General features: G+C 67.4%; 12 protein-coding genes. 3 read left to right on the forward strand and 9 right to left on the reverse strand.

Annotated features, from left to right (window positions below):
* Positions 1-189: 189 nt before the first annotated feature.
* From MKL01_RS06180 to MKL01_RS06195, 4 genes are read right to left on the reverse strand one after another with little or no spacing between them, the layout of a single operon-like run.
* Positions 190-1,920 (reverse strand): thiamine pyrophosphate-binding protein, encoded by a 1,731-nt coding sequence (locus MKL01_RS06180; RefSeq protein ID WP_243904343.1) that lies wholly within the window; start codon positions 1,918-1,920, stop codon positions 190-192.
* 30 nt (positions 1,921-1,950) lie between these two features.
* Positions 1,951-2,883, reverse strand: coding sequence for an AEC family transporter (locus MKL01_RS06185; RefSeq protein ID WP_243904344.1), 933 nt, complete (start codon positions 2,881-2,883; stop codon positions 1,951-1,953).
* 40 nt (positions 2,884-2,923) lie between these two features.
* Positions 2,924-4,495 (reverse strand): class I adenylate-forming enzyme family protein, encoded by a 1,572-nt coding sequence (locus MKL01_RS06190; RefSeq protein ID WP_243904345.1) that lies wholly within the window; start codon positions 4,493-4,495, stop codon positions 2,924-2,926.
* Positions 4,496-4,533: 38 nt separating this feature from the next.
* A complete protein-coding gene (locus MKL01_RS06195) occupies positions 4,534-5,529 on the reverse strand; it encodes a TRAP transporter substrate-binding protein (protein WP_243904363.1) in 996 nt (331 codons plus the stop codon).
* A 425-nt stretch (positions 5,530-5,954) separates the two neighbouring features.
* Here MKL01_RS06195 and MKL01_RS06200 point away from each other — a divergent pair, with 425 nt between their 5' ends.
* Positions 5,955-6,674: a GntR family transcriptional regulator gene (locus MKL01_RS06200; protein WP_243904346.1), complete on the forward strand. Its 720-nt coding sequence runs from the start codon at positions 5,955-5,957 to the stop codon at positions 6,672-6,674.
* A 314-nt stretch (positions 6,675-6,988) separates the two neighbouring features.
* On the opposite strand, the gene MKL01_RS06205 is transcribed toward MKL01_RS06200, so the two are convergent.
* The 4 genes from MKL01_RS06205 to MKL01_RS06220 all read right to left on the reverse strand — a co-directional run bounded on the left by MKL01_RS06205 (position 6,989) and on the right by MKL01_RS06220 (position 11,355).
* On the reverse strand, positions 6,989-8,452 hold the full coding sequence (locus tag MKL01_RS06205) for an FAD-dependent monooxygenase (RefSeq protein ID WP_243904364.1): 1,464 nt from the start codon (positions 8,450-8,452) through the stop codon (positions 6,989-6,991).
* A gap of 115 nt (positions 8,453-8,567) precedes the next feature.
* Complete coding sequence (locus MKL01_RS06210; protein ID WP_243904347.1) at positions 8,568-10,163, reverse strand: FAD-dependent monooxygenase; 1,596 nt, start codon at positions 10,161-10,163, stop codon at positions 8,568-8,570.
* A 61-nt stretch (positions 10,164-10,224) separates the two neighbouring features.
* Positions 10,225-10,989, reverse strand: a complete 765-nt coding sequence (locus MKL01_RS06215; RefSeq protein ID WP_243904348.1) for an FUSC family protein — start codon at positions 10,987-10,989, stop codon at positions 10,225-10,227.
* Between the two features lie 189 nt (positions 10,990-11,178).
* Positions 11,179-11,355, reverse strand: a complete 177-nt coding sequence (locus tag MKL01_RS06220; protein ID WP_243904349.1) for a hypothetical protein — start codon at positions 11,353-11,355, stop codon at positions 11,179-11,181.
* Positions 11,356-11,357: 2 nt separating this feature from the next.
* On the opposite strand from MKL01_RS06220, the gene MKL01_RS06225 reads away from it, so the two are divergent.
* Positions 11,358-11,906 carry an AAA family ATPase gene (locus tag MKL01_RS06225; RefSeq protein WP_243904350.1) on the forward strand — a complete coding sequence of 183 codons (549 nt, stop codon included), beginning with the start codon at positions 11,358-11,360 and terminating at the stop codon, positions 11,904-11,906.
* 85 nt (positions 11,907-11,991) lie between these two features.
* Positions 11,992-12,270 (forward strand): invasion associated locus B family protein, encoded by a 279-nt coding sequence (locus MKL01_RS06230; protein WP_243904351.1) that lies wholly within the window; start codon positions 11,992-11,994, stop codon positions 12,268-12,270.
* A 23-nt stretch (positions 12,271-12,293) separates the two neighbouring features.
* Here MKL01_RS06230 and MKL01_RS06235 read toward each other — a convergent pair whose 3' ends face one another.
* A complete protein-coding gene (locus MKL01_RS06235; protein WP_243904352.1) occupies positions 12,294-12,611 on the reverse strand; it encodes a hypothetical protein in 318 nt (105 codons plus the stop codon).
* Positions 12,612-12,710: the final 99 nt, after the last annotated feature.

The following is a 12,710-nucleotide window of genomic DNA, read 5'->3' on the forward strand; positions in this document are numbered from 1 at the left end:
CCGCCGCCGGGATCTCCACCAGGTAGCCGAGCCCGTCGTCCAGCCGGCGCAGCCAGCTCCGCGCCCGCAGGGGCGGACCCGTCAGCGCAACCCCCGCCGTCGTCTCGACGGCCGCAATATCGATCTGCATGGCGCCCTCCCATCAGGCGGAGATGCGGGGACTGCCGCCCGGTTCGTCGCGTTGTCGATCTACGGTGTCTCGGTCGTACCCGCCGCACGCCATTTCCGCTCCGCCTCGTCCCAGGCGGCCAGCGGCTGAAGGTCGGGGACCCAGGCGAGGCCGGTCTTGGCATCGGAAGAGACGGCTTCGGGGGTCACGACAATGTCGAGAAGCGCCGGTCGATTGGCGAGCGCGCGCGCGATGGCTGGTCCGAGCTGCTCTGCGGTTTCCACGCGCTCCCCATGCATGCCGAAGGCGCGGGCCATCGCGGCGTGATCGCTGAACTGAAGCCGGGTTCCGATGACCTTGCCGTGCGTGACGGTCTGATCATGCACCTCGATCTGCCACGCGCCGTTGTTGGCCACGACGATCAGCACCGGCGCCTTATGGCGCGCTGCCGTGTCGAGTTCGATGGCGTTGAAGCCGAAGGCGCCGTCGCCGGTCGCGACCAGTACGGTCTTGTCCGGCCGCGCGAGGCTCGCGGCGATCCCATAGGGCACCCCGACGCCGATGCAGCCGAATGGCCCCGGATCGAGCATGGTCGGCGCCGACAGGCCGACGCGGGCAAAGCTCAGGAAATCGCCCCCGTCGGTGATCACGATGGCATCGTCGCCGATCGCTGCCTGGAGGGCGGAGATTACGCGGTTCGGGTGAAGGCGGCCATCGCTGCCGTTGGGCGCCTCCGCCATTGTCTTGCGGAGCTTTTTCGCGCGCCCTTCGTGGTTCGCGCGGAGCTTGCTCGCCCAGTCTCGATCGACGGAGGAAAGGCGATTCCCTGCGGTCTCGACCAGGGCCCGGAGGGCCGGGGCCGCCGCCGAGAGGATTTCCACCGCACCGCGGCGGTTGTCGCGCAGTTCCTGTGGGATATCGGCGATGCGCACGAACTGGGCGTTCCCGAACACCGCCGGCGAGCCGTAGGCGAGCTGAAAATCAAGCCGCCGGCCGATGGTTAGAACCACATCGGCATCGCCCATCACCGCTCCGCGCATGGCGGCGATCACCGAGGGGTGACTGTCGGGCACGAGGCCGCGGCTCTCGCCGGTGTCGAGGTAGACAGCGCCCAGCCGATCGAGGAGCGCGGTCAGCTCCGGCCCGGCGCCGCGGGCGCCGCGACCCGAGATGACCAGGACGCGCTTGGCAGACCACAACAGGTCGACCGCCTCGGCGATCCGGTCCGGATCGGGCCGGGACCGGGAACGTGGGCGGGGCGCGAGGTGCTCCGGCAGTTGCAGCGCCGCGGGCACGGGCTGGCGCATCGTGTCGGTCGGGAAGTCGATGTAGGCGGGGCCGGGCTCGCCTCCCTCTCCGAGCGCGCGGGAGACCGCCTCGTCGAGCTCAGTGAGAGCCAGCGTTGGCTCGCGGATCGTGCGGGCGTAGCGGGTGATCGAGCGGACTATCGCGGTGTGATCGATGTCCTGCAGGCCGCCGCGGTTCTCCTGCGCCCGGGGACTCGTGCCCGAGATCACCAGCACGGGCGCGCGGGAGACGTGGGCGTTGGCGATGCCGGTGATCGCGTTGGTCATGCCGGGACCGGCCGTCACGAGGGCGACGCCGAGACCGCCCGTGACTTCGGCATGGGCCTGGGCCATGTGAACCGCGGCACGCTCGTCGCGCACGTCGACAATCTGGATCCCCTCGGCGTCGAGCCGCATGAAGATCGGCATGATGTGGCCGCCGCACAGGGTGAAGACCCGCTCCACGCCGCGCGCCTTCAGAGACTTGGCGACCAGGGCGGCGACGCTGTCGTTCGGAATCTGCATTGGACGGTCCTTATGCGCGAGGGCGCGGGCTTAGCTGAGCCACGCGACGAGGGCCGAGACGGTGGCAACGGAAACCACGTGCGAGACCAGGATCGCCCCGGAGGTGACCCCCACCTGCAGCCCGTAGAGCTTGGCGATAGTGAACGGCCCGGAGCCTATCGGCAGGGCCGCGAGCAGCACCGCCGCCCGAGCCCAGAGCGGCGGCACGTCGAAAACCGCGAAGGTGAGGAACGCGGTGACCGCCGGCTGGAACAGCAGCTTGAGCACGACGAGGCGCATGATCAGCGGCCAGTCGCCGGCCACCCCGCTCTCCTGGGCGAGGAACAGGCCGATACAGACGAGCGCGCAGGGCGAAGCTGCCCCGCCGAGCAGCTTGGCCGCAGTGTCGAGGGGCAGCGGCATCGGTAGGCCGGTGAGCCCGAAGGCGAGGCCGGCGATCGGCGAGAGGAACAGCGGGTTGCGCGCGAGCGAGAGCAGCAGCCGGTGGACCGTGCTGCGCCGGTCGATATCCCGGCGCAGGTCGAACTCGACGAGCACGATCGCCGTAAGGAACAGAACGCAGGCCGTGAACAGCGTTGCGATCACCGCCGCCGGGAGCCCGTCCTGCCCGAACACGAGCAGGCAAAGCGGGATGCCCATGAAGCCGACGTTGCTGTAGCCGGCATCCAGCCCCTCGACGCTCGCATCCGCGATCGAGCCGCCGCGCCGCCGCCCAAGCCAGAAGGCGAGCGCGAAGGTGAGGGCGATGCCCGCGGCGAACGCCGCCGCGAAGCCCACTTGGCCGACCTCGGCCGGCGTGATCCGCGCCATCGTGGTGAAGATCAGCGCCGGCAGAGCGAGGTAGATCGCGAAGCGGTTGATGGTGTCTGTCGCCTCGCGCGTGAACACGCCGAAGCGCCCGCACAGGAATCCGACCAGGATCAGCGCGAAGATTGGCAGGGCCGCGTTCAGGACCGCCTGCATCGCACCGTCCGGGAGCGGTCGAGGACATCGCGGACGCGCCTCAAGCCGGCCCGCCCGCCCGGGCGGCGAGCTGCTCCTTGAGCACGCGGTACAGCACCTTTCCCGTGGCGTTGCGCGGCAGCGCTTCGGCGGCCACGAAGGAGTAACTGCGCGGGCGCTTGTAGCCGGCCAATCGATCGCGGCTCCAGGCGCTGAGGTCAGCCTCCGTCATCGCCGTGCCGGGATGCAGAACGACGACGGCGTGGACGCGCTCGCCCCACTTGACGTCCGGTAGCCCGACGACCGCCACGTCCTGCACCAGGGGATGGCCACCGACCGCCGCCTCGACCTCGGACGGATACACGTTCTCGCCACCCGAGATGATCATGTTGCTCTTCCGGTCGACGAGCTGGATGAACCCGTCAGCGTCGCGTCGGGCCATGTCGCCGACCGTGCAGTACGCCCCCCGGAACGCGGCTGCGGTCTTCTCCGGTAGCTTCCAGTATCCGTCGAACGTGTAGGGATTGCAGGAGTAGAGTTCGCCCGCCTCGCCGTCAGGCACCTCGTTGCCGTCCTCGTCGAGGATCCGGATCGGGGCCGAGCCGACGCATTCGCGTCCGACCGAGCCGAGCTTGGTGAACTGGTCGCGCGGATGGAGCATCGTCACCCAGCCGGTCTCGGTCGCGCCGTAGAGCTCGTACAGGCCCGAGTTGTGGAACAGGCCCATTACCGCCCGCTTGGTTTCCTGGCGGGCAGGGGCCGAGGAGATCATCAGCTTGGTCACCCGGTCGAGGTCGTAACGGGCGCTCTCCTGCGCCGAGAGGCCGAGCATCATGATGTAGTGGGTCGGCACCAGCGAGGTGAAGGTCGCCCCGCCTTCGGAGAGCGTGCGCAGGCAGTGTTCCGGATCGAAGCTCTTCCGCGAGTAGATCGTCGTCGCTCCGCCGCAATAGCTGAAGGCTCCAAAGAAGTAGAGCGAGTTGGCGTGGCACATCGGCATGACGAGAAGCGCGCCGTCGTCGCGGTGGATGCTTAACTCGATCTCGGTGCACAGGGCCATAAGGCTGGCGCCGCGATGGCTGCGGATCGCCCCCTTCGGATTGCCGGTTGTGCCAGAGGTGTACATCAGCATCCACGGGTCGGCCGCGGCGACGGCGACGTCCGGCTCGGCCGCGCTGGCCGCGGCGAGGAACGCCTCGTAATCCCGGTAGCCCTTCGGGCAGGGGGTGGCCCCGAAATGGATGACGTGGCCCTCGGCGAGGCCGAGGTCGGCCCGCACCTCCTCGACGACCCCGGCGAGCTCGTCCTGCACGATCAGCGCCGCGGCCTCGGCGTTGGTGACGATGAAGCGGATCTCCGGGCCGACGAGGCGGAAGTTGATCGGGACCGCGACGAGCCCAGCCTTGGCGGTCGCGGCGTAGATCTCGGCCCACTCGACACAGTTGTAGGCGAGGACCGCCACGCGGTCGCCCTTCTCGAGGCCAAGCCCGAGCAGCGCGTTGGCGAGCCGGCAGGCCCGGGCGTTCCACAGCCGGAACGTCATGGACCGCTCGAGGTCGCGCGCGCCGAGGCGCTCGGGCGTGAGCCGCGAGTGGACGGACAGCATTTGCCCGAATGTCAGCAGATCCTTCATCGGGTTTCCTCCCGGATCGTCATCCCGAGCGGGGCGCTTCAGCCGATGGCGCCGGCGTATTTCTCCAACAGGGCCCACGCTTCCGGCCCAAACTTACCCTTCCATGACTTGTAGAAGTCGGTCTTGGCGAGTGCCTGCTGGAAAGGCACCGGATCGGTGGTGTTGAACACCAGGCCCTTACCCTCCAGCTCCTTCTTCAGAGCCTCGCTGTCCCGGAGGTTGTCGGCGCGCTGCTTCAGGGCGGCGGCGTTGAAGTGCTTGGCCATCACCGCCTGCAGGTCGGCGGGGATCGTCTTCCATACCCGGCCGCTGCAGAGGAGCCAGAACCCGTCCCAGGCGTGGTTGGTCAGCGAGCAGTACTTCTGCACCTCCCAGAACTTCGTGGCGTTGATGATCGCCAGCGGGTTCTCCTGGCCATCGGTGATCTTGGTCTGAAGAGCGGCGTAGGCCTCGCTCAGAGGGATGCTGGTCGGCGCTGCGCCCAGTGCCGAGAACAGCGACACCCACAGCGGGACGACCGGCACGCGGATCTTGAAGCCCCTGAGGTCCTCGGGGGACCGAATCGGCTTGGTGCTCGTGGTGATCTGGCGGAAGCCGTTGTCCCACATCGCCTCGAACGGTTGCAGGTTCGCCTTTTCGATGGCGCGGCGCATATAAGCGCCGACCTCGCCATCCATCGCTGGCCAGACCTTGTCGTAGCTCGGAAAGATGAACCCGATGGCCGGCAATGCGGCTGCCGGCACCAGCGTCGACAGCAGGGTCGTGGGCATCGTCGCGAGTTCGAGGGCCCCTGAGCGCAGCTGCGAGATCATGTCCGTATCGCTGCCGAGTTGATTGTTCGGAAACACCGAGATCGCCAGGCGTCCGCCCGACTCCTTCTCGATCGCGCTGACGGCCTCGGCCAGGCGGACGTTGAGGGAGTGGGTGAGTGGCACGTCGTTGCCGAATTTCAGCTTGAGCGGCGCGGCCTGCGCCCGCAGGACTGTCGGTTGGAATACGGCGCCGGCGCCGACCGCCGCGCCCGCGAGGCCCAGGAAGGCGCGGCGCCCGAGGGTGGAGCCGCTGCGTTCCGTGCCCGCGGCGGCGGACCCATCGTCGGAGGTCGCAGGGACAAGGGTCGCGAGCGGCACAGTCACGGCGTTTCTCCCATGTCTGCTGTGTCACGGACGAGGCCGCGCCAGCTTATCGATCGGAATCTGAGCGCATTGAACGACAGCAGCAATCGCCGCAGGCGTCCGACGTCGAACACTTCTCGAGACTTGAACCGGATCGCGTGCGGACGGCGATCCGGCCGACGCTGAGATCGATGGCGTGGTCGACGGTCGGGCGACCATCACCCACGAATCGCGGAGCGAGTTCTGAATTCAGACATTGTATGCGAACTTTGAATTTGCACAAGTGCCGGAATGCTGCAAGGACATCGGAGGGCGTGCCGGTAGGGCAACGCGGGAAGGGCACCATGACGGGCGCCACGCCGGCACCGAGTTTGGTTGAGCAGGTCTACGAGCGGATCCTCTCTGAAATCTGCGAGGGAATCCTCGCGCCGAACGCGCGGCTGATCCAGGACGAGCTGGCGGCGGCCTACCAAGTCTCGCGTCAGCCCGTGCAGCAGGCCCTGATGCTGCTGCGCGAGCGCGGCTTCGTGGCGGACGCGCCCAAGCGCGGAGTCATCGTCACCCCACTGGATACCGACGTGTTACGCGACGTCTACGAGACCCGCGAAGTGCTCGACGGGCTGTCCTGCCGCCTCGCGGCCGAGCGGGCAGGGCAACGCGCCCGCGCCGAGGGACCAGCGCTCGTCGCCCAGGGACGCGATGCGATCGCTAGCGGCTCAGTTTCGCGGCAGATCGCGGCGGACATCGCCTTCCATCAGTTCATCTACGAGATCTCGGGCAACCGCTCAGCGGAGGAGGCGGCGCGCCCACACTGGCACTTCATGCGTCGGATTATGGGCGCGGTGCTGCGCGTTGAGCGCCATATCTCAAACGACATCTGGAACGAGCACGGCGCTATCCTCGACGCCATCGTCGCGGGCAATGGCCAGGAGGCCGAGCGTCTCGGGCGCGCTCACATCTCTCGGGCCTCAAGAAAGTTCGCGGGACACCTGCGTACGCTCCAGGAGCAGACGGCGGAGCGCCAGAGGAGCCGGTCCTTAACCGCACGCTCTTTGATCGGATGAGGTCTGCGCCATGCGCTGCAGGCTCGCGGCACGGCAGGAGGATATCGAGAAGACTTTATCATCCCGAACCGCATGACGTGTCTTCGTGACCATCCGCCCCATCTGCTTTTCCGGCTGGCCCTCTCCGAACCGGACGTGCCGCTTCCGGCCAGCTCTCGCCGTTCCGGATTGCCAACTCGTGCAAAACCGGCCGTTCGGCTTTGCGCCCATCTCGGCCATTCGAAACGCTTCGATCACTTCTCAAGAGCAGACATAAAGCTTGGCGGCTGACCAGCCGGTCCATTTGCGTGGCGAGGCTTGCGCCGACACCGCGCTTAAGCTTTCGCGAGCCCCTGGAGGTACCGTTCCGCAACGTCCCAGGCGGCCTGTCGCGCCGAAAGGCCGATGTAGCCGTCGGGCCGAATGATGAATAGGCCCGACCGATCCGGCGTCGAGCGCGATGTTGGTTCCAAGAGGCTGGGGAAGCGCCCTGTAAGCGCGGCACCACGCGCTGCGTCGGTTCCGTAGAGCAGGAAGCGCGGTTCGCCTCCTGTGCCTGGAGGCGGTCCCGCGTAGGCCCCCGGCTCCCAGCGCGCGCCGGACCCGGGCCCGGCCGACAGGGGACTGCCCGCATACGCGATCTCGATCTCGCTCATCTGTGTCGCCATCCTGTCGCGGATGGCGTGGAGGCCGAGCAGGAAGCGCAGCGCGAGGTTACGCGCAGCCTGCGCCGCCGGGTTGGACAGCGTCGCCATGTCGGTCAGCCGGCCGGCGTTGCGCAGCACCAGGTCGCCGACCGCGCTACGCTCGGGGCTGTAGCTGTCGAGCAGGACCTCGGCGGCTTGGCCGCGCTCGACCATCGCCAACTTCCAGGCGAGGTTCACCGCGTCCTGCATGCCGGTGTTCATGCCTTGGCCGCCGGCGGGGCTGTGGATGTGCGCCGCGTCGCCAGCGAGGAAGACACGCCCGCGCCGGTACTCCGTCACCTTGCGCTCGTTGATGCGGAAGTTCGTCAGCCAGACCGGATCCGACACGCGGAAGCCGCCGCCGGCGCGCTGATCGACGAAGGCTTGCACGTCGTCGAGGGTCGGATCGGGCCGCGGATGCGCTGCATCCGTCTTGCCCACGGTGGCGATGACGCGGGCGCGCCCGCCCGGGATCGGGAAGATCACAAAGGGGCCGTCGCGGTGCAAGTAGGTCGCGATCTCGTCGGGCGGCGGGGCCGCGGGACCGTCGAGGCGCACGTCGGCGAGCAGCCAATCGTCGCCCTGGGCCGAGCCCTCGAACGCGACGCCGAGCCCGTGCCGCACCGTGCTGTGAGCGCCGTCGCAGCCGATCAGCCACGGCGTTCGCACCGTCTCCTCGCGCCCGTCGGCATGCCGCAGGCGCGCCACGACGCCGTCCGCCGCCTCGGTGAAGCCGACCAGCTCTACCTGCCGCTCGACCGCGACGCCGAAGGACCCCAGGTGCGCGGTGAGGAGCCGCTCGGTATCCCGTTGCGGGATCATCAGGGCGAGGTTGTAGGCGCTCGCGATGTCGTCGAAGCGTGGGTTGCCGAGCACCCGCCCACCGCTGCGGATCGAAGCGCCCGGAGCACGCAGCCCGGCATCCAGGAAGGCCTGGGTACAGCCCATGCGGTCCATGAGTTCGAGCGTTCGCGACCAGACCACAAGAGCCTTCGAGGTCTCGGTGGCGTGCGGGGCGCGGTCGATCAGGCGCACACCGACGCCGTAGCGCGCCAACTCGGCTGCCATGGTCAGGCCTACCGGTCCGGCGCCGACAATGAGGATGTCCATCAGGTGACCGCTCGCTCGCCGCTCTGTCGCTACATGTCGGGTGCACGCCAGGCTTCGCGCGCCCGGGCCTTGTTCAAGCTGACCCTTCGGCCTGCCGCGGGAATTCGACTCAGGCGACCTAGAACAACTTCCGGAGGTGGTCCCGGAAGCCGGCATCCTGCCATGAGGGGCCACGCCAGCCGATATGTCCGTCGGGCCGTACGAGGTAGCTCATCGCCTGACCCCCATACGCCGCGGCGAACGTCCCCAGGCGATCTTCGAGAAGTTCGGCTCTCGGAATCGCATGGTCGGATGTGTCGCTCGCGACCACCACGACGCGCAGGTAGCCGCTCAGAAGGCCGGACCAGCTACGCATCCAACCCGAGAGGTCCTGCACGATCCCGTGCTCGCAAGCTCGGTTCAGATGGATCAACAGGACGTGCTCCGGGCCGCGGAAGACGTCGAAGAGGCGCAGCGGAAAACCGAGTCCCTGCCGCACGAGGCCGTTCGCGTCCGGTGCGCGGTCGCCGGCCGCTGGTCCGATGCCGTCCGGCTCACCCGCCGCATCCTCAACCCAGCCCGTCCCCCGGTAGTTGACCGAGATCTGTGCGTCCGCGGCGCGGTCGGGTGCACCGCCTCGCTCGTGGCCGTAGGCCTCGCTGGCTTTGCGGGTGCGCGCGACCACATCCGCCCCGACCGGGCGACGCTCCGCCTCGTAGCTGTCGAGGAGGCTCTCGGGGCTGGCGTCCCGCAGCGAGAGGGCCAGCTTCCAGGCCAGGTTGTAGGCGTCCTGGATGCCGGTGTTCATGCCCTGGCCGCCGGTCGGCGGGTGGATGTGGGCGGCGTCGCCCGCGATGAAGCACCGACCCCGGCGGTAGGCGGCTGCCAAGCGCATGCTGATCCGGTACACCGACGACCAGCGCAAATCCGACATTGGCGCCTCGTCCGGAAGGAGGCCGTTGGCCACCGCCTGCAGGTCGGCGAGAGAGGGCCCCTGAAGCTCGGACTGGATACCATGATCCGTTCCGCCGGCCGGAACGAGATGAGGCGCGGCGAGCATCGAGACGCGGTAGCGGCCTGGCTCCGGCAGCGGAATGGCGATGAACATGTCGGGCGGCCCGCCTTCCACCATCCGCAGGGCGCGCAGCGACATGCCATAGGGTACGTGCCAGTCGATCCGGACGTCACCGAGCATGAACGGCCAGGGATAGGCCGCACCCGCGAAGTCGATCCCGAGCAACCGCCGGACCGCACTGTGCGCCCCGTCGCAGCCGACCACGTAGCGCAGGCGGAGCTCCTCAGTGGGGCAACCCTCGCGCTCGATGCTCGCGGTGACACCCTCGGCGTCCTGGCTCATGGCGGCCAAGGTAGAGGCCCGCTCGATCCCGATACCGAAGCGGTTGAGGTGCCGGGTGAGGATGCGCTCGGTCTCGTATTGCGGCAGGCCGAGCGTAGCGTAAGGCAGCCCCATGTCGGGATGGATGGCGTCTGGCATCGTGCAGCCGTCGATGATGGATCGCAGGCCCGTCAGCCAAAGGCCGGCGTCGATCATCTCACGCGCGACTCCCATGTCGTCCCAGACTTCCAGCGTCCGCGGCGTGACGCCGATGGCGCGACAGTAGGTCGAAGGCTGAGGCGCGCGGTCGATGATCCGGGGGCGCACGCCGTGCCGAGCCAACTCGCAGGCAAGCGTCAGCCCGACCGGTCCGGCTCCCACCACCAGAACATCCGCCATTGCTACCTCCTCAAGCCGGATCGCGATCGGCGCTGCGCATCACGCCGAGCACGTTCTGATCCTAGGTGCTTTTGTCGCCTTGCGGACGCAGCGGCAGGACGAGCACCGCAGCCGTCAGCCCGATCGCGCCGCCGATGAGTGTCTCCCAGGCACGGGCGGCGAGAAGCAGCGTCGAGTGCTCCCCGGTGGCAGCCAGCGTCACCATCAGCGTGAACGCGTAGGCCCCACAGGCGACGTCGTACCGCTCGGGGAGCGCCATGGCGTAGACAACCATCGCGAGCGCCGCCGCTAGCCAGAGGATGAGTGGTGCATGTGCTGCGACCGGCAGGAGCGCCAATCCCAGCGGGACACCGACAAGCGTGCCCAGGATCCGGCGTCGGACCCGGTCGAGCGTGTCGGCGGTCGAGGCGCCGATGACGTACGTGCACGCCGTGATGGCCCAGGCCGACTCTTCGAGGCGGAACGCGTCGCTCAGCAGCACGATGATCATGGCCGCGAGTGCCGCCTGGAGTCCCATGCGCAGCTCACGGGACCGCTGAGCAGGACTTACGGGTTCGAGCGGACCGCCTACAGGCGGCGATACCGGCCGCTCGGCAGGTCCGCTGAGCACCCGCGGCACGATGGCGGCGACCGCCGCGACCACGACGGCGAGCACAGCCGTCCAGGAGTCGGCGAGGTGCAGGGACGCGCCGTAGGCCAGCAGTTGCCCGATGTAGACCTGCGACCCGACACCGGCCCCGAGCGTCCCGAAACGTTTCAGATACCCGACCAGGAACGCACCCGTGATCAGGACCGCTTCGGGGCCGGGCCAAACTCCCGAACTCATACAGCGCGGATCAAGCGCAGGTTCGACCTTCTTGTTCGACCCATATACCTCAAAGTGTCGCCTGTGTGTTTTCGAACATTTACCCAAGCTGACGAGGGACCGGTCGAGGACGAGAACCGATGGCCGGGACGTTATCGGGCCAACAAGAAACCGCGCCGTTCTCAAGCCGATGTGATCGACCGAAGACCCTTAGCGGTCAAACATGCAGCAGAGGCTGGTTTCGATGATCCCTGCGGTGGTCAGTTGCGCAGCCGCTTCGTCCAGGCTGCACGGCGTGTGGCAGCGGTGCAATCGCGCTACCTGCGCGGAGAGACCTTCGTAGAGGACGAGGCCGAAGCGGAGGACGATGACGAGGATCGGGGTCACGCTTGAGCGACGGAGCGACAGAGAGCGGCGCCACGCATCGGCTCTACCAACGGGTCGTCGGCCTGATCGGTTGTCCGGGTTCGGATAAGACGACCTATGCTCGCCGCTTCGATCCGCTCGATGGCTGGGTGCATCTCACTCTCGACGATCTTCAACAGGCGATCTGGCCGCCAGATCGGCAGGTTTACTGGCAAGTCCGAAAGGGCTCACTCGACGAGGGCGCGCGGCGGGTTCTGCACAGCGTGAAAGAGGCTGCCTTGGAGGCGGCACTCGCGGCCAGCTACAACGAGGTGTTGGCGGACACGCACCTAATCAAGGCGGTGTTCGCTCGCGAGCTTAAGATCATGTCTCGCTACGGGATTACGATCGAGTGGAAACTCTTCAACGTGCCATGGGACGTTCTATACGTACGGAACGAGGAGCGGAACGCAGTCGCTCCAGCTCATCGCCAGCCCGAATATGTCTTGCGTCTCGCCTACGATGCGATGTGCGCCTCGGACGCTTGGTGGCGGACACTCCCGCCAGAGCAGATTGAGACCATCTTAATCTAGGCATAAGCAGCTGTTGGTCTGTTCAGATGAGGCCTGCTGAATGGAACGGCGATGCCGAAACATAACCTCCAAAGACATCGTCCTGATGCCGTTCGGGCTGGCGATCGAGCCTGGCATCACCGTCAAGCTCGACGATCAGGTACTTGGCAAAGGGGCCCCGTACTCCAGCTGCACTGGCGAGAGTTGCCTCGTGCCGATCGGCTTCCCAGCGGTCGCGACGGACGCCATGCGCACTGCAAAGACTCTCACCGTCATCGGTCAGAAAGCATCGGGGTCGGTCGGAGCTGGAGAGCCGGCTGCCATCACGGTGCCGCTGGTCGGCTTTTCTGAAGCTTTTGAACGAGTCAAGGCGCTAGCCGGTTGATTTGGTCGACCACTATTGCCCGATCAAACCGTGTCGACTGCCCGAAACAAGGCTTTGACGCTCTTCAGTTCGGTGATGGATATGCCGATGCGGTGGCCATTTGCTAACCGCAGCGTCACATCCGGCTTGAGCCACATCCGCTCTAGTGCCGAGGAGCGGGCGTGCAGCGTGCCATGAGCGATGACGCGGTCGGGCGATCCACCCAGTAGCAGTTCATACGAGACCCTGGTGGGCTTGGTCCCTGTCGCGAGAACAGTGCCTTTCCCCATCATGATCCTCGGCAGTCCGGTACGGGCCGCGATCTGAAAGAAGCGAGGCTGAGCAGTCATGGCAAAGTTCATAACCACCGCTGAGGAGGAGCTGAGCTAAGACCGAAACCGTATCCGCATTGTGGCGTCCGGCGTTGCCAAATCCTCCCGGCGAGACCTGCCACATGATCC

The organism is Methylobacterium sp. J-070 (assembly GCF_022829385.1).
Taxonomy (GTDB): Bacteria; Pseudomonadota; Alphaproteobacteria; order Rhizobiales; family Beijerinckiaceae; genus Methylobacterium.

What these genes read in the sequence shown, in the direction of transcription:
- MKL01_RS06180 (WP_243904343.1), bottom strand. Translation starts at nt 1,920, where the DNA reads ATGCAGATTCCGAACGACAGCGTCGCCGCCCTGGTCGCCAAGTCTCTG.
- MKL01_RS06185 (WP_243904344.1), bottom strand. Translation starts at nt 2,883, where the DNA reads ATGCAGGCGGTCCTGAACGCGGCCCTGCCAATCTTCGCGCTGATCCTG.
- MKL01_RS06190 (WP_243904345.1), bottom strand. Translation starts at nt 4,495, where the DNA reads ATGAAGGATCTGCTGACATTCGGGCAAATGCTGTCCGTCCACTCGCGG.
- MKL01_RS06200 (WP_243904346.1), top strand. Translation starts at nt 5,955, where the DNA reads ATGACGGGCGCCACGCCGGCACCGAGTTTGGTTGAGCAGGTCTACGAG.
- MKL01_RS06210 (WP_243904347.1), bottom strand. Translation starts at nt 10,163, where the DNA reads ATGGCGGATGTTCTGGTGGTGGGAGCCGGACCGGTCGGGCTGACGCTT.
- MKL01_RS06215 (WP_243904348.1), bottom strand. Translation starts at nt 10,989, where the DNA reads ATGAGTTCGGGAGTTTGGCCCGGCCCCGAAGCGGTCCTGATCACGGGT.
- MKL01_RS06230 (WP_243904351.1), top strand. Translation starts at nt 11,992, where the DNA reads ATGCCGTTCGGGCTGGCGATCGAGCCTGGCATCACCGTCAAGCTCGAC.
- MKL01_RS06235 (WP_243904352.1), bottom strand. Translation starts at nt 12,611, where the DNA reads ATGAACTTTGCCATGACTGCTCAGCCTCGCTTCTTTCAGATCGCGGCC.